Source organism: Azospirillum endophyticum (assembly GCF_016595245.1).
Lineage (GTDB): Bacteria > Pseudomonadota > Alphaproteobacteria > Azospirillales > Azospirillaceae > Azospirillum > Azospirillum endophyticum.
This window is the reverse complement of the sequence record NZ_JAENHM010000058.1, coordinates 102,459-123,583: the sequence shown is the minus strand read 5'-3', so window position 1 is coordinate 123,583 and position 21,125 is coordinate 102,459. Positions and strand designations below refer to the sequence as shown.

17 protein-coding genes are annotated in these 21,125 nt (G+C 69.2%); 6 read left to right on the top strand and 11 right to left on the bottom strand.

Features of this window, described 5'->3' with window-relative positions; genetic code table 11:
* Positions 1-146: 146 nt before the first annotated feature.
* Positions 147-1,793, bottom strand: a complete 1,647-nt coding sequence (locus JHL17_RS19040; protein WP_200195425.1) for an electron transfer flavoprotein-ubiquinone oxidoreductase — start codon at positions 1,791-1,793, stop codon at positions 147-149.
* A 152-nt stretch (positions 1,794-1,945) separates the two neighbouring features.
* On the opposite strand from JHL17_RS19040, the gene JHL17_RS19035 reads away from it, so the two are divergent.
* From JHL17_RS19035 to JHL17_RS19015, 5 genes are all read left to right on the top strand, one after another.
* Positions 1,946-2,842 carry a uracil-DNA glycosylase gene (locus JHL17_RS19035; protein ID WP_200195423.1) on the top strand — a complete coding sequence of 299 codons (897 nt, stop codon included), beginning with the start codon at positions 1,946-1,948 and terminating at the stop codon, positions 2,840-2,842.
* A gap of 633 nt (positions 2,843-3,475) precedes the next feature.
* Positions 3,476-5,317, top strand: a complete 1,842-nt coding sequence (locus tag JHL17_RS19030) for a lytic transglycosylase domain-containing protein (RefSeq protein ID WP_247893659.1) — start codon at positions 3,476-3,478, stop codon at positions 5,315-5,317.
* A gap of 54 nt (positions 5,318-5,371) precedes the next feature.
* Entirely contained in the window at positions 5,372-5,908 is a 537-nt protein-coding gene (gene moaB / locus JHL17_RS19025) for a molybdenum cofactor biosynthesis protein B (RefSeq protein ID WP_200195419.1), read from the top strand.
* On the top strand, positions 5,905-6,921 hold the full coding sequence (locus JHL17_RS19020; protein ID WP_345773841.1) for a phosphotransferase: 1,017 nt from the start codon (positions 5,905-5,907) through the stop codon (positions 6,919-6,921). Before moaB ends, JHL17_RS19020 begins: the two co-directional genes overlap by 4 nt.
* A gap of 92 nt (positions 6,922-7,013) precedes the next feature.
* Positions 7,014-8,729 (top strand): tetratricopeptide repeat protein, encoded by a 1,716-nt coding sequence (locus tag JHL17_RS19015; protein WP_200195417.1) that lies wholly within the window; start codon positions 7,014-7,016, stop codon positions 8,727-8,729.
* A gap of 43 nt (positions 8,730-8,772) precedes the next feature.
* Here JHL17_RS19015 and JHL17_RS19010 read toward each other — a convergent pair whose 3' ends face one another.
* The gene (locus JHL17_RS19010; protein WP_200195415.1) at positions 8,773-9,177 is read right to left on the bottom strand and encodes a bacteriohemerythrin; all 405 of its coding nucleotides are present in this window, start codon (positions 9,175-9,177) and stop codon (positions 8,773-8,775) included.
* A 246-nt stretch (positions 9,178-9,423) separates the two neighbouring features.
* Here JHL17_RS19010 and JHL17_RS19005 point away from each other — a divergent pair, with 246 nt between their 5' ends.
* The gene (locus tag JHL17_RS19005) at positions 9,424-10,185 is read left to right on the top strand and encodes a Fic family protein (protein ID WP_200195413.1); all 762 of its coding nucleotides are present in this window, start codon (positions 9,424-9,426) and stop codon (positions 10,183-10,185) included.
* Here the strand turns inward: JHL17_RS19005 and JHL17_RS19000 are convergent.
* The 9 genes from JHL17_RS19000 to JHL17_RS18960 all read right to left on the bottom strand — a co-directional run bounded on the left by JHL17_RS19000 (position 10,182) and on the right by JHL17_RS18960 (position 21,001).
* A complete protein-coding gene (locus tag JHL17_RS19000) occupies positions 10,182-11,939 on the bottom strand; it encodes a CocE/NonD family hydrolase (protein WP_247893658.1) in 1,758 nt (585 codons plus the stop codon). The genes JHL17_RS19005 and JHL17_RS19000 overlap by 4 nt on opposite strands.
* A 72-nt stretch (positions 11,940-12,011) precedes the next feature.
* Complete coding sequence (ade, locus tag JHL17_RS18995; RefSeq protein WP_200195411.1) at positions 12,012-13,721, bottom strand: adenine deaminase; 1,710 nt, start codon at positions 13,719-13,721, stop codon at positions 12,012-12,014.
* 230 nt (positions 13,722-13,951) lie between these two features.
* The gene (locus JHL17_RS18990; RefSeq protein WP_200195409.1) at positions 13,952-15,265 is read right to left on the bottom strand and encodes an ATP-binding protein; all 1,314 of its coding nucleotides are present in this window, start codon (positions 15,263-15,265) and stop codon (positions 13,952-13,954) included.
* Positions 15,262-16,398: a SpbR family protein gene (gene spbR, locus JHL17_RS18985; RefSeq protein WP_200195407.1), complete on the bottom strand. Its 1,137-nt coding sequence runs from the start codon at positions 16,396-16,398 to the stop codon at positions 15,262-15,264. The genes JHL17_RS18990 and spbR overlap by 4 nt, the downstream gene beginning before the upstream one ends.
* 165 nt (positions 16,399-16,563) lie before the next feature.
* Complete coding sequence (locus tag JHL17_RS18980) at positions 16,564-17,328, bottom strand: DUF6969 family protein (RefSeq protein ID WP_200195405.1); 765 nt, start codon at positions 17,326-17,328, stop codon at positions 16,564-16,566.
* A gap of 90 nt (positions 17,329-17,418) precedes the next feature.
* The gene (locus JHL17_RS18975) at positions 17,419-18,072 is read right to left on the bottom strand and encodes an ABC-type transport auxiliary lipoprotein family protein (protein ID WP_247893657.1); all 654 of its coding nucleotides are present in this window, start codon (positions 18,070-18,072) and stop codon (positions 17,419-17,421) included.
* On the bottom strand, positions 18,069-19,028 hold the full coding sequence (locus tag JHL17_RS18970; RefSeq protein ID WP_200195403.1) for an MlaD family protein: 960 nt from the start codon (positions 19,026-19,028) through the stop codon (positions 18,069-18,071). The genes JHL17_RS18975 and JHL17_RS18970 overlap by 4 nt, the downstream gene beginning before the upstream one ends.
* Before the next feature lie 9 nt (positions 19,029-19,037).
* Complete coding sequence (locus JHL17_RS18965; protein ID WP_200195401.1) at positions 19,038-19,835, bottom strand: ABC transporter ATP-binding protein; 798 nt, start codon at positions 19,833-19,835, stop codon at positions 19,038-19,040.
* A complete protein-coding gene (locus JHL17_RS18960; RefSeq protein ID WP_345773840.1) occupies positions 19,835-21,001 on the bottom strand; it encodes an ABC transporter permease in 1,167 nt (388 codons plus the stop codon). Before JHL17_RS18960 ends, JHL17_RS18965 begins: the two co-directional genes overlap by 1 nt.
* Positions 21,002-21,125: the final 124 nt, after the last annotated feature.

The window sequence follows — 21,125 nt, the reverse complement described above, 5'->3', positions numbered from 1 at the left end:
TGCCGCCTGCCTTATAGATAGGAGTGGCCCACGGCGCAACCGACACCCGCGGGCCGGCCCCGGTCATCCTTCCGCATGCGGCTCTCGGCACGCGCTGCCCCCCTCCGACCCGCCACGACGCCATCGGAGAGGGGGCCGCGCCCCCGTTACATTCCGCCCGGATAGTTCGGCCCCCCGCCGCCTTCCGGCACGACCCAGTTGATGTTCTGGGTGGGGTCCTTGATGTCACAGGTCTTGCAGTGGACGCAGTTCTGCGCGTTGATCTGCAGCCGGGGATCGCTGCCGTCGTCGTTGCGGACGATCTCGTACACGCCGGCCGGGCAGTAGCGCTGCTCCGGCGCGTCGTAGAGCGCCAGGTTGACGCTGATCGGGACCGACTTGTCCTTCAGCGTCAGGTGCGGCGGCTGGTCTTCCTCGTGGTTGGTGTTCGACAGGTAGACCGACGACAGGCGGTCGAAGGTGATCTTCCCGTCCGGCTTGGGATAGGCGATCTTCGGCGCCTCGCCGGCCTTCACCAGGGTGGTGTTGTCAGCGTGGTGCTTCAGCGTCCACGGCGATTTGCCCTTCAGCGCCGTCTCGTAGGCGGCATTGGCCAGGCCGGCCCACAGGCCTTTCTGGAATCCGGGGCGGATGTTGCGCACGGCGTGCAGCTCCGGCCAGACCCAGGACTGCTTCAGACGCTCCGGATAGGCGATCACTTCCGCGTTGTCGGCACCGCCGGTCAGGTGGTCGAACACCGCCTCGGCCGCGACCATGCCCGACTTCATGGCGGTGTGGTTGCCCTTGATCTTCGGCACGTTCAGGAAGCCGGCGCCGTCGCCGATGATCAGGCCGCCGGGGAAGGTCAGCTTCGGGATCGACTGGAAACCGCCTTCCGACAGGGCGCGGGCGCCATAGGCCAGGCGGCGGCCGCCTTCGAAGGTCGGACGGATCGCCGGGTGGGTCTTGTAGCGCTGGAACTCCTCGAACGGGCTCATGTGCGGGTTCCAGTAGTCGAGGCCGACGACGAAGCCGACCGACACCAGATTCCCTTCCATGTGATACAGCCACGACCCGCCATAGGTCTTGGGATCCATCGGCCAGCCGATGGTGTGGACGATCAGGCCCGGCTTCGACTGCGACGGGTCGACCTCCCACAGCTCCTTGATGCCGAGGCCATAGGTCTGCGGCTGGCAGTCGCGGCGCAGGTCGAATTTCTCGAACAGGGTCTTGGTCAGCGAGCCGCGGCAGCCCTCGGCGAAAATGGTCTGCTTGGCATGCAGCTCCATGCCGGGCGTGTAGTTGCCGGTCCTCTCGCCGTCCTTGCCGATGCCCATGTCGCCGGTGGCGACACCCTTCACCGCGCCCTTGTCGTCGTACAGCACCTCGGCGGCGGCGAAGCCGGGGTAGATCTCGACCCCCAGCTCCTCGGCTTGGCTACCCATCCAGCGGGCCAGATTGCCCAGGCTGATGATGTAGTTGCCGTGGTTGTTCATCTGCGGCGGGGCGAAGGGCGACTTGTAGGCCTTCGTTTCCGTCAGATAGAGGAAATGGTCCTCACGCGCCGGGGTGGTGAGGGGCGCGCCCTTTTCCTTCCAGTCCGGGATCAGCTCTTCCAGCGCGTGCGGTTCGAAGACGGCCCCGGACAGCAGGTGGGCGCCCACCTCCGACCCCTTCTCGATCACGCAGACGCTGAGCTCCTGCCCGGTCTCGGCCGCACGCTGCCGCAGACGGATCGCCGCGCTCAGGCCCGATGGGCCGGCGCCGACGATCAGAACATCATACTCCATGACCTCGCGCGGTTCGCGTTCCATCTCCACACTCCCCCACCGTCTTGTTTTGGTACTGTTTCCCTCGGGACGCCCTATGGTGTTTTTGCGGGCGCGTGCTTGTAGCACGGTTTGCACCGCACCCAAATTGGGTATCTGGACATGTAAGACCACACGATCTGTGGTAAGGTCAAACGATGATTGACGTATGCGACATCCTCGACGCGCTGCGCTGGCATGCCGACATCGGCTGCGACGAGGCCATCGGCGACGAGCCGACCGACTGGGCCGCCCTCACCGCCCGGCCGGTGGCGCGGACGCCGGCTTCCGGCATGCCCGCAGCCGGCATGGCGCCCGGCGGCGCCACTGCACGGGGACCCGCAGTGGCCAGGGCACCGGCCCCGGCAGGATCCGCCGCGGCGCCCCCTGCCGCCGCGCGGCCGGCAACCCTCTTCGCCTCTCCCGACCAGCCGCTGGGCGCCAGCGAGGCCGGGATACAGGCCCGCGCCCGGGCCGGGGAGGCGCAAACGCTGGAAGCGCTGGAAGCGGCTCTGCGGAGCTTCGACGGCTGCCCGCTGAAGGCCACCGCGATGAACACCGTCTTCGCCGACGGCAACCCGCAGGCCCCGGTCATGCTGATCGGCGAGGCACCGGGCGAGGACGAGGACCGGCAGGGCAAGCCCTTCGTCGGCGTCAGCGGCAAGCTGCTGGACCGGATGCTGGCCCAGGTCGGACTGGACCGCAGCAAGGTCTATATCTCCAACATCCTGCCTTGGCGCCCGCCCGGCAACCGCAGCCCGACCCAGGCGGAGGTCGCCGCCTGCCTGCCCTTTCTGGAACGGCATGTTGAACTGGTGCGGCCGAAGCTGCTGGTGGCCCTGGGTGGCGTTTCCGCCAAGACCCTGCTGAACCGGGCGGAGGGCATCACCCGCCTGCGCGGCCAATGGCGCAGCTATGAAGGCACGGGCACCCCTATCCCCCTGATGCCGATGCTCCATCCGGCGTACCTCCTGCGCAACCCTATCGCAAAACGGGAAGCGTGGCGGGACATGCTTGCGCTGCAACAAAGGATGAGCGAAGAAGGGATCAAATAATCCTAGTAATAGAGGCGATGTCACAGCGTCGCCGAAATCGTTCGTATGGTCGCCGCCGCCACGCAGCACAAATGTTATCAGACCTTGCCGAAAGGCTCCTTCCCAACGAGCTAGAGCCTTTTTCCCAGGATTGTTAAGCCGTTGTAACATCTGCCGATCACCGGCTTTGACACAATCCGCGTAAATCCGTTGCTTGCGGTTCTCGCGACCATGGGGTATCCCGGAGCCATGCTCCGGATATTTTGCAATGCAGCATACCGGGCCGCGATCGCGGCCCCGCTGCGGCGGAACCTTCTGGGGGTGCTGGGTCTCGCGGTGGCTTACACCCTGGGACCCGACGGTGCGGTCGGGCTCCGGCCCGCTTGTGCTGCCCTCATCATCCACGCGCCGGACGGTCACGCCGTCGTCCCGCCCGGCTGGGATTCCGTGCCTGACCCCGACAGCCCCGTTTTCGGTGACGCGCCAAGCGAGTCCGCCGCGGAGCTCCCCGAAACTCCCGTTCCCATCCTCCCGGCTCCCGGCTCCGTCGCCGCCGGCAAACCGGCACCGGAACCGGCGGCGGACCCAGCCACGGATGCGACCGCCGCGACGGCGACGGATACGGCGGCGGACGAGTCCCCCGGACCAGCCGACATGCCGCTGCTGCTCGCAGCAGACGACGAGGCCCGCGCCATCCAGCTGGACGCCGAGGATGCCGCCCGATACCGCCGCATCTTCGCAGCCCAGGAACGGGCGGAATGGGACGCCGCCGATGCGGAGGTGGCGAAGCTGAAGGACCGCCGGCTGATCGGCTATGTCCTGCGCCAGCGCTATCTTCACCCCGACCGCCGCGCCAGCTACGAGGAACTCGCCCGTTGGATGCAGGATTACGGCGACCTCGCCGGAGCGGAGCGGGTGCACAGCCTGGCGCAGAAACGCCAGCCCGCCGGCCAGCGCGCACCGAAGCCTCCTCGGGGGGAGGAGCGCGTTCGCCTGGTCGGGTCGTTGGAACGGCTGGGCGGCCTGCGCACCGTCGCTGCCGGCGAAGACGATGACGACGACGGCGTCACCGTTGCCCCGCGCAGCCGCACCATGTCCCGCGCCCGCAGCGACCGCGCGGCGGTGGCCCGGGTGGAGGATCTGCTGCGGTCCGGCCGTACCGCCGGCGCCTTGAGCCTGCTGGGCCAGGACGAGTTCGGCGGCAAGCTCGATACCGTGCAGTATGACGCCGCCCGCGCCCGCATCGCCACCGCCCTCTATTATTCCGGCGATATAGCCCAGGCGCTGACGCTGGCCTCGGCCAGCGCCGCGCGATCCGGCGAGATGCTGCCGGAAGCGCACTGGATCGCCGGGCTCGCCGCTTGGCGGCTGAAGCAGACCGACCGCGCCGCCCGCCATTTCGAAGGCATGGCGGCTGCCGGACCGCGCTCCCCCTGGAAGGCCGCCGCGGCCGATTACTGGGCGGCGCGCGCGCTGGCCCGCAAGGGCGGCAAGGAGAAGGAAGCGGCGGCGCATCTCGCCGCCGCCGCCCGCTACCCCCACACCTTCTATGGGCTGATCGCGCTGCGCACCCTGGACAGCCTGGGCGAGGTGCGCTGGCAGGCGCCGGATCTGACCGGCCGGCAGCTGGCGGCGATGGCGGCCAAACCGGCAGGCGCCCGTGCCATCGCCCTGCTCCAGGCCGGCCAGCGCGAGCTGGCGGGAATGGAATTGCAACGGATCGATCCGCAGGGCGACCAGCTGGTCGAACAGGCGATGGTGGCGTTGACCGACCGGGCCGGGGTGGCTTCCCTGGCGTTGCGGCTGGGCAATGCGGTCGCCGGTCCGGACGGCGCCCCCTATGCCGCGGCACTCTACCCGCTGCCCCATTGGAAGCCGCGCGACGGCTTCGCGCTGGACCGCGCGCTGGTCTTCGCGGTGATGCGCCAGGAATCACGCTTCGACCCCCGGCTGGTCAGCTCCGCCGGGGCGGCCGGGTTGATGCAGATCCTGCCCAGCACCGCCCAGCATGTGCGCGAGCGCAATGCCGACATCGGCAGCGACGATGCCAACCGCGACGCGCTGTTCGACCCATCCCGCAACATGGAACTGGGCCAGCGCTACCTGTCCGAGCTGCTGGGCATGCCGGATATCGACGGCAACCTGTTTCTGGCCGCCGCCGCCTACAATGCCGGGCCGGGCACGCTGGCGCGCTGGCGCCGTGATCTGAACGACATCACCGACCCGCTGCTGTTCATCGAAAGCCTTTCCTTCGGCGAGACGCGCGACTATGTGGAGAAGGTGATGGCGAACTTCTGGATCTACCGGCTGCGGCTGGGCCAGGAGACTGCCTCGCTCACTGCCGTCGCCGATGGGAAATGGCCGGCCTACACCGCGGTGGAGGCCCGCCCGGCCCAGGTCGCGACCCGTCCGGATCCGCTGCCCGCGGTGAAGCCGGCGACTCCGGTTCCGGTGGAAACGGTGGCGGAGCGGGGAGAGGCCAGCCCGATACCCTGACCGTCGGAGCGCCTATGTCGGGCTCCGGCCCGACATGAGGACATGCCTGCCGCCATGCCGAAAATCGACGAGAGCCGTCCCTTCCTTCCCGTGAACATCGCCGTGGTGACGGTGTCCGACACCCGCAGCGCCGCCGACGACCGGTCCGGCGATGCGCTGGTGGAACGGATCGCCGGGGCCGGCCACAAGGTCGCCGCCCGGACCATCGTGAAGGACGACGTCGCGGCGATCCGCGCCCAAGTCCAGGCCTACATCGCCGATCCCCAGATCGACGTGGTGCTGACCACCGGCGGCACCGGCGTCACCGGCCGCGACGTGACGCCGGAAGCGGTCGAGGCGCTCTATGAAAAGGCGATCCCCGGCTTCGGCGAGCTGTTCCGTTACCTCAGCTATGCCAAGGTCGGCACCTCCACCATCCAAAGCCGGGCAACCGGCGGCGTCGCCAACGGCACCTATATCTTCGCCCTGCCCGGTTCGCCCAGCGCCTGCCGCGACGCCTGGGACGACATCCTGGTCTGGCAGCTCGACAACCGCCACCGCCCCTGCAACCTGGTGGAGCTGATGCCCCGCCTGCGCGAGCACATGGCGTGAGCGGACCTGCCAGCTTCTCGATGGAGGCGCTGCACGCCGCCCTGATACGGCTTCCGCGCCTTGCCGACCTGCCCGCCGATGCGCTGGAACCGATGCCGCTGAAGGGTGTCGCCCACGACCATGTGCGGCTGCGCGGCCGGCGGCTGATCGCCCGCATTCCGCGCTGGAGCCAACTCGGCCTCGACGCCTGGACGGCGCTGGACCGGCAGGCCGCCGCCTTCCGGCGGGCGGAAATGTCGGGACACACGCCGCGTTTCGCCGGCCTGCTGCCGCCGGGCGAGGGGTTGCCGCTCGGCGGCCTGGTGGTCGGCGAGGTGGAAGGGCGTTCCCCCGTGCTGCCCGACGACATGCCGGCCATCGCCCGTGCGCTCGCCGCCCTGCACCGCATGCCGCCACCGGATTTCCACGAACCGCTTCCGGCCCCGCCCGACCCCGTCGCCGCCTTGCTGGCGCAGGTCGAACGGCAGGCGGACTGGTTCGACCGGGCAGACCTGTCGCCGGAAGCCCGGGCCCTGATCGCGGAAGAGCTTGCCGCCGCCCGTGCCGGCGACCTCGCCCCGCCGCCTGCGACCCCGGTGCCGCTGACCGCGGTCGGAGTCGACGTGCATCCGGGCAATTTCCTGATCGATCACCATGGCAAGGCATGGTTCACCGACTTGGAGAAGCTGCAATACGGCCACCCGGCCGGCGATCTTGCCCATGCCAGCCTCTACACCTCGACCAAATGGGATCCGGCGGTGAATGCGGAACTGGCACCGGCCGACGTCGACTCCTTCGTCGCAGCCTGGGCGATGGCGGTGCCCGGCGACCTCGCCGACGAGGTGCGGCCATGGCTGAAGCCGCTGCGCCGGCTGACCTGGCTGCGCACCCTGTCCTGGATGGCCCGCTGGTCGGTCGAGGGAGCCACCCTGTCGCCAGGCATGCCCGAGATCCTGCGCGCCCATATGGACGCCCACGCCACCGACATCCTGCGCCCGGAGCGCATCGAACAGGTGCGGCGGGAGTGGCGTTAGCGGATGCGAAAAGGGGAAGCGGGCGAAAGTCTCTTGCCCGTGCCCTGCCGAAGATGATGGGATACCGACTCGGAAAACGAGGTGACGAGAGCATGACGAGTTTCCGACGCCGGTTGCTGCCGATCTCCCTGGCCGTCCTGATGGCCGGGCCCGCTCTGGCTCCCGCCTACGCCGCCGGTCCGGGCGCCGGCCCGGACGCGGATGGCGCCGGTTCCGCCACCGGCAGCTATCTGGCCGGCCGCTACGCCCAGCATCAGGACGACTGGACCGCGGCGGCGCGCTTCACCGCCCAGGCGCTGGCCGCCGATCCCGACGACCCCGCCCTGCTGCGCCGCAGCTTCCTGCTGCGGCTGGGCGAAGGGCGGATCGACACGGCGATCGACTATGCCGGCCGGCTGCTCGACGAGCAGGGGGAGCCGCAGATGGCGCTGACCCTGCTGGCCGCCGACGCGCTGGCCAAGGGCAAGCTGGACGAGGCCGACGGTTATGCCGCCCGCCTGCCGGCCGATGGACTCGGTCGCTTCCTGACGCCGCTGACCCGCGCGTGGCTGGCGGCCGCCCGCGGCAAGACGGACGAGGCGCTGGCGGCGCTGCAGCCGCTGTCCACCGCCAAAGGCTTCGAGGCGCTCTACAGCCTGCATGCCGCACTGATCCTCGACCTCGCCGGCCGCAACGACGAGGCGGCGGCGCGCTATGCCAAGGTGACGGAGACCGACGCGCCGCTGCGGGTGGTGCAGATCGTCGGCAACTTCATGACTCGCACCGGACGGAAGGACGAGGCCCGCAAGCTCTACGAAGCCTTCCAGGGCACCAATCCCGACGGGCTGCTGGTGGAGCCGGCGCTGGCCGCCATGGCGAACGCCCCCTCCGACGCCCGTCCGGTCCCCGATGCACGCTCCGGCCTCGCCGAAGCGCTATTCGACCTGGGCAGCGCCCTGCACCACGAGAATGCCGACGAGCCGGCGCTGCTGTTCGGCCGGATCGCGCTGCACCTGCGCGACGATCTGGCGCTCGCCCATCTGATGATCGGCGACATTACCGCCTCGCGCGATCATCATGAGGAGGCGCTGGCCGCCTACAAGCGGCTGGAGACGGATCCGCTGCTGGGCTGGACCGCCCGCATGCGCGAGGCCGATAGCCTCGCCCGCATGGAACGCAACGACGAGGCCATCGCGATCCTCAAGGATCTCGCCGCCGAACGGCCGGAGCGCACCGACGCGATCACCCGCCTGGGCGATATCTATCGCTACGCCAAGCGCTACGCCGAGGCGATCCCCGCCTATACGACCGCGCTGGAGCGGATCGGCACGCCGCAGGACCGGCACTGGCCGCTGCTCTACGCCCGCGCCATGTGCTACGAGAAGACCAAGCAGTGGCCGCAGGCCGAAGCCGATCTGCAGACGGCGCTGACGCTGCGGCCGGACGAACCGTCGCTGCTCAACTTCCTCGGCTATGGCTGGATCGACCGCGGCGAGCATCTGGACAAGGCCAGGACGATGGTCGAGCGGGCGGTGGAGCTGCGCCCGCGCGACGGCTACATCGTCGACAGCCTGGGCTGGGCGCTCTACACGCTGGGCGACTACGAAGCGGCCGTTTCCAAGCTGGAGCGCGCGGTGGAACTGAAGCCGGGCGATCCGACCATCAACGACCATCTCGGCGACGCCTACTGGCGGGCGGGCCGCCGCAACGAGGCCCGTTTCCAGTGGATGCGCGCGCTGCGCAGCGCCGACGACGACACGGACAAGGCGGCCATCCAGAACAAGCTGGACAAGGGTCTTCCCGACCAGAAGGCGGCCGCGAAGCAGTGACCGAAGCTCCCTCTCCCGTCCTGGAAAAGAGAAACTCCATGCCCTACGCCTTCACCCCCACATAAGGCTTGTACAGGCTGTCCGTCTGCTGGATGTGCTCGATGAACCAGTCCTTCAGCAGCAGGATCAGGTCCATGCGCAGCATGGTGGGATTGTCGCCCTCGAAGTCGCGGGCGAGCTTTTCCACCTCGTCGGCGAAATACCGGTGGGCAGCGAGATGGCCGTCCAACTCGGGATAGCCGCAATGCTCCAGCATCGCCTCTTCGCGTGCGAAATGGACGGCGACATAATCGCGGAGGCTGGTGAGAAGGCTGGACAGTTCCTCCCGGTTGGCAGGAGTGATCCCGCTTTCCAGAAGGCCGTTGAACAGGTCGAGGAGGCGCCGATGCTCGTCGTCGAGGACAGGGACGCCGACGCTCATGGATTCGTCCCAGACGACGTGGCTCATCGCAGCGACCTCCCTTTGGCGCCCCGCGATCGCCGGCGCATCCCACGAAACAACGCGGTTACCGCCGGCCATGGCTGGGTTGTGGACATCTTGACAGGGATCCTAAAACCGGCAACCGTGCCCGTCCAAGCGGCAAATCCCCGCAGGGGACGTCGAAGGGAGCCCGGCAAGACGCACGGCGCGCCATGCTTTCCCCTGTCGGCCCCTTCCCGGCGCCCTCCCCAGCCATAAGCGACAGAGTGACCGATGGCCCTGCTCGACGAGATCGCGGAGAAGAAAAGGGCGCTGGACGCCGCGCGGCCGCTGCCGCAAGAGGTTGTCCACGGCATCGCCGACCGGTTCGAGCTGGACTTGACCGTCGCCGCCGTAGCGTTGGAGGAGATCCCGGTCAAGCGCGCCGACGTCAAGGCGATCCTGGAGCGCGGCAGCATCCTCCGCCACCGCGCGGTGGACGAGCAGCGCTTCGTCCTGAATCACCGCGCGGCCTTGGAACTGATGGCGCGTCTGTCCTTCGATCCATCCGGCGCCGTCACCGAACGCACCGTCACCGCCTTCCACAGCGTGCTCCAGCGCGGGATCGAGGATGAGGCCGGCAAATATCGTGACGGCCCGCCGAAGGACGACACCGGGGAGACAGCTCCCGACCCGGCGAAGCTGCGCGTGTCGATGTCGGCACTGTCGACCTGGATGCGCAAGTCGGATGCCGGTCCCGACACGGCGTTCGAGGCGCATCACCGGCTGAGCGCCATCCGCCCCTTTCATGCCGGCAACCGGACGACGGCGCTGCTGCTGTGCAACCTGATCCTGAACCGCGCCGGCTATCCGCCGGTGGTGGTGCAGGCAGACGACCGCAGCCTCTATCTCGACCTCGTCGAACGGGCCTGGTCGGTCGGCGACAAGACGCCTTTCCGCGACCTGATGATGCGCCTCCTGTCCCAGAGCCTGGACTTCTGCCTGGAGGCGGCGGGTCAAGGTGGAGACGGGGCGGGCGGGGAGAAAGCCCCTTAGCCCGGGGCAGGCGATCCGGCCGGCAAGCGGAGGCGCGACGGCCGGTCCGGACCGCTGTGGATCAGCAACGTGATCGGCAGCGCATCGACCCGGCGGGTCTCGCCCGGCTCCGCCCCCGTGCCGGGATTGACCGGATAGGCCGGGAAGCAGGACCCGGCCAGGCTGAGGCGCAGCGCCGATCCCGGCGCCAGGGTGGCGCAGACCGCCCGCATGGCGATGGTCAGCGGACGGGTCGGATCTCCCGGCTCCACCCGCGCATGGCCCTGGGTCAGCGGCAGCACCTGCCCGTCGGGCCGCAACACCGACAGCACCGCGCTGACGTCGAAGGACGGGGCGTCGGCTTCCACCCACACGTCCAGCGCCACCCGCCCGGCCAGCATCAAAGGCTCGTCCAGCGGCAGGCTGGTGTAGGTGGCGACGTCGGGACGGCGGTCGACGGCGGCACGGTCGAAGCGCCCGGCGACATCCGGCACCGCATGGCCTCCCACCGTCGGCACCGGCGTGCGCGGATCGTGCACCACCACGTCGAGCGCCTCCAGATCGGGCATCTCCAACTCGAGACGCCCGCCCTGCCGGTTCGCGAGGCCATCGCTGGACAGATGCAGCACCGCCTCGGCCGCAGGCAGGCCGGGCAGGTCGTGCCAGCGTCCGGTCTCCACATCATGCAGGCGGACCGGACCGCCGCGGTCGCCGCCGTCTCCCTTCAGCACCCGATCGAACCAAGCCAGTTGCAGCGTGTCGAGCGTCGGTGCCTGCCCCGGTACCGCGGCGGGACCATCGGCGCCCCAGGAACCGACCACAAGCCGCACCGGCGCTCGCCCGCCGCGTGCCGCGAAGCGCTCATGGGCATCCAGCATGCCGGCCAGCCGCGGGTCGTACCAGCCGCCGACCTGCAGGACCGCAACATCGGCCGGCATGGCCTCCTGCATCGCCTTGGGCGACAGCGCGGCCCAGGGCGGACCGGGCACCGGATTGGTCAGCCAGTCGTCGTAATGGGAATAGCGGGCGTAATCCCGCAGCGCCTGCGGACGCGAGGGAATTTCATCGTCGACCGGCAGGCTGCGCGCCGCATCCGACAGCAGCCGGTGTCCGGTGCCGTCCTCGACCCGCCGCGCCGCATCGGCAGCGGTCCGCAATGCCCAGCCCATGGCGTCGGCCAAGCGGAAGGCCCCGCCCTCGTAGGCCCAGTCGGAAAAGACGTCCCAGCCGGCGAAGGCCGGCACCACCGCGCGCAGCGCCGCAGGCGCCTCGGCCAGAGCCAGCCACTGCGCCATGCCGGCATAGCCGCTGCCATACATCGCCACCGCTCCCGACGATCCCGGCAGGGAAGCTGCCCAGGCCACCGCTTCCGCCCCGTCCTCCCGCTCCGCCTCGAAGGGGCGGAAGCGACCGTCCGAGGTGCCGCAGCCGCGGATGTCCTGCACCACCACGACATAGCCGCGCGCCGCATACCAGCGCGGATGGGCGTAATGGCTGGTCAATGCCGTGCGCCGGCCGCAGGGAACGCGCAGGAGCAGGGTCGGCCAACTGCCGGTGGCATCCGGCCGGTAAAGGTCCGCATCCAGCCGCACGCCGTCCCGCGTCCGCATCGACACGGTTTCCGGCGGCCGGACCGGCAGCAGGTCATGCGACTGGTGGAACATCGGGGCCAGATGGGTCATGGCGGCTCGGGCTCGCTCGATGGCGGCGTCAGTTGACGTGCCGTCGTGGCAAAGCCCGTGCCAGTGGCCAAGCTCCGCCATTTCCAAGCTCATGCAATGGGCACCACCCCATTCCTGTCCGCCCGCTTCCGCAACCGTTGCCGTTTTTCCAGGCAAATCGCCCGATCAGGCGGCAATCAGTTCGAAGCGATCGACATCGACCATGCCGCGGTCGGTGATCTTCAGGTGCGGGATGACCGGCAGCGGCAGAAAGGCCAATTGCAGAAAGGGCTCGGCCAGCGGACAGCCCATGGACCGCACGGCGGCGCGCAGGGACCGCAGCCTCGCCTCCACCGCTTCGAACGGCTCCAGGCTCATCAGCCCGGCCAGCGGCAGGGCCAGTTCGCCGACCACCTGCCCGTTGCGCACGGCGACGAAGCCGCCCTGCAGTTCGATCAGCCGGTTCACCGCCACGCGCATGTCGGCATCGCTCGCCCCGACCACGCAGATGTTGTGGCTGTCATGCCCCACCGACGACGCCAGCGCCCCTTCCGTCAGGGCGAAGCCCTGGACGAAGCCGCGGCCGATATTGCGGTTGCTGCCATGGCGGGCGAAGACGCAGATCTTCAGCAGGTCGCGCGACGGGTCGGCCACCATCCGGCCGCCCACAGTCGGCACCTCGATCCGCCGGTGTTCGGTCAGGATCCGGCCCGGCTCCAGCCCGATCACCGACTGCACCGACCCGCCGGACGGAACGGCGAAATCCTCGTCCGCCACCGGCTCCAGCTTCACCGAATCGAGCCCCACCGCCGACACCGTCGGCCGGCCGTCGAAGCTGTGCGGGCCGACGACCCTGCCGTTGCGGATGACGCGGTTGACCGCGCAGTCCTCCAGATCGTCGAGCAGGACGAGATCGGCGCGATGACCCGGCGCCACCAGCCCGCGGTCATACAGGCGGAAGCCGCGGGCCGCCGACCAGGTGGCGGCGCGGTAGACATGGGCGACGGGCGCACCGAGGCGGATGGCGCTGCGGATCAGGTGATCCATATGCCCTTCCTCCGCGATGTCCAGCGGGTTGCGGTCATCGGTGCAGAAGCCCAGGAAGGGCGAGGTTTCCGGCGTGATGACTTCGGCCAGGGCATGGACGTCCTTCGACACCGACCCGTCGCGGATCAGCACCTGCATGCCCTTGCGCAGCTTCTCCATCGCTTCGGCGGCGCTGGTCGTCTCGTGGCAGTTGCGGATGCCGCAGGAGAGATAGGCGTTCAGCTCCTTTCCCGTCACCAGCGGGGCATGGCCGTCGATGTGGCGCCCGTCGAAGGCGGCCAGCTTGTCCAGCACCCCGTCCACCTTGTGGAAGACACCGGGGAAGTTCATGAACTCCGCCAGCCCCAGCACGCGCGGATGGTCCATGTGGCGGATCAGGTCCGGCGCCTCCAGCCGGGCACCGGAGGTCTCCAACTCCGTCGCTGGCACGCAGGAGGACAGCTGTACGAACAGGTCGAGCGCCGTTCCGCCGGCACTGTCGAGGAAATAGCGCAGGCCCTGCTCGCCCAGCACGTTGCAGATCTCGTGCGGATCGCAGATGGCGGTGGTGGTGCCGCGCGGCAGGACGCAGCGGTCGAACTCCTGCGGGGTGACGCAGGTGGATTCGCAATGGACATGGGTGTCGATGAAACCGGGAACCACGGTCAGCCCACGCCCGTCGATCTCCTCCACCCCGGCGTAGGACTCATAGGTGCCGACGATGACTTCGCCGCAGACGGCGATGTCGCCCTCCGCGATCTCGCCGGTGACGACATTGAGGAAGCGCGTGTTCTTGATGACCAGATCGGCCTTCGCCTCGCCCAGTGCCTGTCCGATGCGCGTCTTCAGATCGTCCCGGCTCGCCGTCATGTCGCACCCCGCCCGTCATCCGTTCAAAGAGGCAAGGTGGCGTGGCCGGTCGCACCGTGCAAGCGGCTATCGGCCGGTCCGCGGCCGGAAGGGGCAATGGGCCTGCTCCCGTGCGAAGGCGGCGAGAGCCTTCGTATTGTGCAGCTCCAGACTTACCGCCACCGCTCGGCGCATGTTGGTGTGCAGGAACCAATGGCAGGCTCCTGCATCACGGCCATCTCATTTCCGGATCATGCACCGTCGTATGGCGGCGCCACCGGCAGGCGCACGCTGACCGTCGTGCCCTCCCCTTCCCGGCTGCGGATGTCCAGGGTGCCGTTCAGCAGATCCACGAAGGACCGCACCAGCGGCAGGCCAAGCCCGGTGCCGCCGGACCGGCGGGACAGCTGGCTGTCGACCTGACCGAAGGGTTGCAGGGCGACGACGATGCCTTCGGCGCTCATGCCGATCCCGGTATCCGCCACCTCGATCAGGATGCGCTCGGACTCGGGACGGACCCGCAAGGCGACCCGGCCGCCGGCAGGGGTGAATTTCACGGCGTTGGTCAGCAGGTTCAGCAGGATCTGCTTTACCCGCACCGGGTCTCCCAGCAGGCGAGGGGTGTCGGGGGCGATATGCTGGCTCAGGATCAGGCCGCTTTCCTCGGCCCGTTCGGCGATCAGCAGGAGCGAGCTTTCCACCGCGTCCCGCACGTCCATCGGCTGCGGATGCATCTCCAGCTTGCCGGCCTCGATCTTGGCGACATCCAGGATGTCGCTGATGACGGCCAGCAGATGTTGGCTCGACTTGCCGATCACCTTGGCATAGTCGAGGTATTTGGGGTGGCCGAGCGGTCCGACGATCTCGCTCTCCATCATCGAGGAAAAGCCGATGATGGAGTTCAGCGGGGTGCGCAGCTCATGGCTCATGTTGGCCAGGAACTCGCTCTTGGCGCGGTTGGCCAGTTCGGCCTGTTCCTTGGCCTGGATCAGCGCCTGTTCGGCGCGGCGGCGTTCCTGGATTTCCTGCATCAGGGCACGGGTGCGTTCGGCGACGCGCATTTCCAGTTCATCGCGGGCCTGACGCAGAGCCAATTCCGCCCGCTTGCGCCGGGTGATGTCCTGACCGACGCAGAGAATGCCCGCCGGCACGCCGTCGGTCTCGGGCAGCCTGTTCAGGTTCCACAGGAACACCCGTTCGCCGGTTCGGTCCCTCTCGCACAGCGCCTGTTCGAAATTGCGGACCTCCGTGCCCTCGCCGGCGACCGCGATCTGGGCGGCGAAGGCGCCGGTCGGCCGCTCTCCCATCACCTCGGCCCAAGCACGGCCGACGGCGTCGCCCGCCTCCAGCCCGAAAGCGCGCTCGGCCTCGCGGTTGGCCTCCAGCACGCGGCCGTCGTCGCCCAGCACCAGGATGATGCTGGCCGCCGTCTGCACCAGGGAGCGGAAGCGTGCCTCGCCGGCCCTCGCCTCGCTCTGGCGCAGGGCTGCTTCCAACTCGGCGATGCGGCATTCCAACCGGCGGATGGTGTCCGCAGGGCCGGCGGGGAAGGTCCCGTCGCTCACGCCGCGGCGTTTTCCGGCTGCATCATGTCGCCCAGCTTCGCCAACAGAAACTCCAGATCCTCCGGAGCCAGATCCTCGTACTGGGTCAGGATGCGCTCGATGACGCGGCGGCGGTGGCGCTCGCGGTCGCCGGGCTCGCCGTCATAGGGGGTCTCCTTCAGCACATCGATGGCGATGCGGCAGGCCGGCAGCAGGGCCGCCGGCAGCTTCGCCTTGTCGTACAGCGACTTCAGCCCCAGCCGCCCGGCATCGTGGATCAGCAGGCGGGCATTGGTCAGCGGCACATTCGCCATGCGCGACGTCGCCATCTCGAAGAAGGCGATGTCGCCGGTGCACAGCGACCGGACCAGCAGCGACGGCGTCAACCGACCGGTGCGGGCCAGCTGCGTCACCAGCCGGTCCAGCGCCCCTTCGTCGCTCTCGCCGGTGAACAGGGCGACGGTCGCCCGCTCGCGGCTTTGCAGGATCAGTTCGGACGCGATCCTCGACGGCAGCTCGTGATGCGAGACCAGATGCTGGCGCAGCCGCTCCGACACCACGGCCACCAGCCGTTCGGCGATGGTGATCGGCAGCTTGGAGCGATGGACCAACGGCTCCTGCACCGCCTCGCTGCCGCCGAAACGGTCGATGACGCGGCCCAGGCTCTGCTCGCCAAGCTCCGCCCCTTCGTTGGCGACGAGTGCCGCGACCGCATGTTCGGATCCGCTTTCGATCAGCGCGTCGGCGACCGCGGCCGGAACCGTCGGGCGCTGGGCGATGGCGGTGCTCTTGGCGTCGGTGCCCGATCGCAGGATCTCGACCAGATCGGCCGGGGTCAGCACGGTGGAAACGCTCAGCACCGGGATGGCCACCGCCTCCACGTCGCGGGCCAGGGTCAAGGCCACGTCGCGCGGCAGGGCGGGACTGGATTTCAGATTCTCGGCCAGGGTCTGGCGGACGCGCAGCACCGTGTCCTTGACCATCACGCGGATGATGTCCTCCGCCAGCCGGCGCTCCGACTGCGACAGCTCGGGACTGTCGAACTGCTGAGCCAGCTTGGCGGCCAGATCGGTCCGGCTGTTCGGCGACGGGTCGGCCAGCAGCCGCGCCACGTCATCCTGGGTCAGATGACCCGACTTGAAACCGTCACTCATGGGTCCCCGACCCTTCCTGCCCTGGTCCGTCTCCATATCGGTCGCGGAAAGGCGAAACCCGCGCGGATGTGGGCGGAGACTTGTCCACGGGGACAAGGATCTTCCGAAACGATTGAGCCTTCCTTAACGCCCTGCGGTCATAGGTCGTAAGGGCGGAGGCGTGGCTCACGGCATGTCGGCGAAGCTGGGCGGTTCCGGCAGGATCGGCCGGCGCCGGCGGGCGCCACGCAGCTGCAGCGCCACCTCGTCGATCTGCCGTTCCACCGAGATATGGCGTTGCGAGGCGACCTCCAGCCCGCGGTCCTCGTAGACATAGGCGCCGGGATGGGTCTCCGCCCAGCGCCGGATGGCGTCGTCGCGTTCGCGCAGCAGGCCGACGATGGTCGGGCGGAACAGCCGCATGATCGCGGTGATCCAGCGGTTGGCCGGCCAGGACGGACGGGCATGGTCGATCTCGAAGGCGCCGATCATGGCGATCACGTCATCGGCCTTGTACCAGGTCTCTCCCGTCACCCAACGGTTGGTGGTGAACAGCCGCACCGGCTGGCCGGCCACGTCCATGGCGATGCCGATGAGGTGGGACAGGGCATCGTTGTCATTGTCCGGCGGCCGGAAGTCGGCCAGCGGCGCCGGCCGCAGGCCCGGCGGCATGCCGTGCGGGCGCAGGAAGGTGTGGAAATGCCCATGCTCGCCATTGGGCCGCTCGCCTTCGGGATGGCAGTGATAATAGTACTGGGCATGGAATTCGGCGTCGTAGACGTCGCCCGGCGGATAATGCTTCCACTCGTACAGCGTGCCATGACCGCGCAGAAGCTCGCCCACCACCGTGTCGCCGGTCTTGGCAAGGATGCGCTGGCACAGGCGCACCTCGCGTCCCGCCTCGGCCATCGCCTCCAACTCTTCGGGGGACACGTCCGACAAATCCGTCATCGCCCAATCCTGCGCCGCGCGAACACCCCTATTACGTACGCGGCTATCTGGGCGTGGCAAGGTCTTTTCGGACGTCGCCTCTGCGGGCGATCAGCCGCCGGAAGGACGGAACCGCTGCGACAGCGACCAGGTCGCCAGCTCGCCGGTGACTTGGCCCAGCGCCTCGTCGAAGGCGGCGACCACGTCGGTGAAGGACCGGCCGCGCACCGGCGCCGACGCCTCGAAGGTCTCGCCGGCCTCGATGGTCCGGCGCGGCATGGCGACCAGCTTGGCCGACAGCCGCACATGCACCCGGTCCGGCAGGGCGGCGCCCGGCGTGGCGTATTCGGCCTGGAAATCGCGCAGTTCCGACTTCAGCACATAGTCGGAGCGCAGCCCTACCGTGTCGCGCCCGACCGAGACGATGCGGCCGCTGTCCTCGAAGGTCTGGACGATCAGCCCCTGCACCATGTTCGGCGCCCGGTCGGCCCAGGACACGTCGGCGAAGTAGTCGAGCGAGGTCGGCGTGCGCGCCAGCGCGATGCGCGGCGTGTCGATGCCCGCCGCCGCCGCCGGGGTCTCGACCAGCAGCTGCCAGTCGGCCTTCGGGCCGGGGGCGACGGCGGCCCGCGGGGTCAGGGTATAGAGATGCGGCGCCGTCGGGTTCAGCGTCGAACAGGCGGTCAGCCCCAGCAGCAGGGCGCCTCCCGCAATCCTGCGCACCGCCCCCGCAAGCCCGCTCCGCGCCATCGTCGCCCGACTCATTTCCCACGCACCTCCACGCCCTGCCGCGTTCCGCCGAACAGGAAGTTCGACGGGTCGTTCTCGATCCGCGTGACCACCCGCGACAGCTGCCCGGACAGATCGCGCAGCTGGGTGATCAGCAATGTCAGTTCATACAGACCCGTGGCGGTAAAGTCGCGCACCGGCTCGCGGTTTTCGGCGACGAGGCCGTTCAGCGTGTCCGACGTGCGCTTCAGCGACCGCAGCAGCTCGCGCGTCTCGCCGCCCAACTGCTTGGCCGCACCGTCCACCGTCGCCAGCGTGTCGTGCGCCTGGGCCAGCGTGCGGTCCAGCTGCGGCCCGACCGCCTCGAAGCCGATCAGCGTCCGCCGCGCCTGGGCCATCGTCTCCTCCAGCCCGGCGCTGGCGCGGGCAAGCTCGGCGCTGATGGTGCGGGCATTCGCCAGGATGTCGGCGATGGCCTTCTGGTTCTCGCCGTTCAGCATCTCGCCCAGCTTGGTGATGACCTCCAGCGCGCGGTTGACTAGTTGGGGGGCGCTGTCGACCACCGCGGTCAGCGAGCTGGGGCGCGACGGGATGGTGAGCACGCCGTCGGCATCGGTGGCGGTCAGATGCTTCCCCCCCATGGTCCCGCCGGAGATCTGGACATAGGCGCCGCCGGTGATGCCCTGGACTTCCAGCGAGGCGATGGAATCGGACATGACCGGCGTGCCGTTCTGCACCATGATCGTCACCCGCACCCGCGTCACGTTGTCGGGATCGAGCCGGATGTCCGACACGGTGCCCACCGGCACGCCGCGGTAGCGCACCGGGCTTCCCTGCTGCAGCCCGGTGACCGAGCCGCTGAAGTAGATGCGGTAGGTCTCGCGCGTCTCGTCGAGCTGGACCTTGGCGATCCAGGCGGTGAAGACCAGCAGGCCGGCGACCAGCGCCAGCACGAAGCTGCCGACCAGGATATAGCTGGCGCGGGTTTCCATGAGATGCCCCTACCCTTTCGCAAGCTTCAGAGCGTGATTGCGCTCTTTGGCGTCGAGGGCCGCGCGGCCGCGCGGTCCGTGGAAATAGTCGTGGATCCAGGGGTGCGGGTCGGCCAGATGCTGGGCCAGGGTCCCCACCCGGATCTTCTTGTCGACCAGCACGGCGATGCGGTCGCAGATGGAGGTCAGGCTGTCCAGGTCGTGGGTGACCATGAAGACGGTCAGCCCCAGGCTGCGCTGCAACCCCTGGATCAGCGTGTCGAAGGCGGCGGCGCCGATGGGGTCGAGGCCGGCGGTCGGCTCGTCCAGGAACAGGATGTCGGGGTCGAGCGCCAGGGCGCGGGCCAGGCCGGCGCGCTTGATCATGCCGCCTGACAGCTGGGCCGGATGCTTGGTGCCGGCATCGGGCGGCAGCCCGACCATGGCGATCTTCACCCGCGCCAGCTCGGCGATCAGCGATGGCGGCAGGCCGGTATGCTCCTTCATCGGCAGCATCACGTTCTCGGCCACCGTCATCGAGCTGAACAGCGCGCCGTTCTGGAACAGCACGCCGGTGCGGGCCTGGAGCGCCGTGCGCTCCGTCCGATCGAGCTCGGCGGTGTCGTGGCCCAGCAGCTCGATGCGTCCGGCGGCGGGGGAGATCAGGCCGAGGATTTCCTTCAGCAGCACCGACTTGCCGGTGCCGGAGCCGCCGACGACGCCCAGCACCTCCCCCGGCTCGACGTCGAGGTCGAGGCCGTCATGGACGGTCTGCGGGCCGAAGCGGGTGACGAGGCCGCGCACGCGGATGACGGGATCGCCGGCCATCACACCCCCAGCATGGAGAAGAGGACGGAGAACACCGCATCGATGACGATCACCAGGAAGATGCCCTCCACCACCGCCTTGGTGGTCATGATGCCGACGCTCTCGGCGCTGCCGGAGACCTTCAGCCCCTCGTAGCAGCCGACCATGGCGATCACCAGGGCGAAGACCGGCGCCTTGATCAGGCCGGCGATCACCGTGTTGATGCCGACCGCGCTGTGGAGCTGGCGGATGAACTGCCCGAAGGTGATGTCCAGCGTGGCGTAGGCCATCACCGCCCCGCCGAACAGCCCCATCACGTCGGCGTAGAAGGCCAGCAGCGGCAGGGTGATCATCAGGGCCAGCGCCCGCGGCACCACCAGCAGCTCCACCGGGTCGAGGCCCATGGTGCCGATGGCGTCGACCTCCTGGTTCACCTTCATGGTGCCGATCTGGGCGGTGAAGGCCGAGCCGGACCGGCCGGCGACGATGATCGCCGTCATCAGGATGCCGATCTCGCGCAGGACCGAGATGCCCAGCAGGTTGACCACATACAGCTCGGCCCCGAAGCGCTTCAGCTGGTCCGCCCCCTGGAAGGCCAGCACCACGCCGATCAGGAAGGACAGCAGCCCCAGGATCGGCAGGGCGTTCAGCCCGGTCTGCTCGATGTGGAACAGGACGGAGGTCAGGCGCAGGCGCGACGGGCGCAGGATCAGCCGGCCGAAGGTGACGGTGACGAGGCCGAGGAAGCCGACGAGGTCGAGGACCTCCTTGGCGGCGTTCACCGTGGTCTCGCCGGTGCGGACGACCATGTCGCGGATCGGGTGATGCTCGCGCTCGATCGGATGGGGCGGCGCCTTGCCGGCGTCGCGCACCGCGCCGAACAGGGCGGCATGCTCCGGCCGCAGCCCGGCCACCGCGACGGCATGGCCCTCCGCCTCCAGCCGATCGGCCAGCCGGCTCAGCAGATAGGCGCCGACGGTGTCGAGCGCCTCCACCCGCCCCAGGTCGAGCCGCACCGCGGCGCCCCCCTGGGGCTTCGGCGCGCGGTCGAGCGCGTCCGACGCGGCCGAAGCCGCCTCCAGCGTCCAGCGTCCGGCGGCACCGATCCGCCATCCGCCATCGGCCGGACCGGCATCGATCCGGGTCGTGACCGACGCCGCTCCATCCTTCACCAAGGTCCCAGCCACAGGCTCCGCCGCACGCATCCGCACACCGACCGGTGCGCCTGGAACGTGGCGGAGCAGCGCCGGATGGTCAACCCCATCCGGCACATGGCGGCAGCGCCGAAGCCTCCATTGCCGTCTTTGCGCC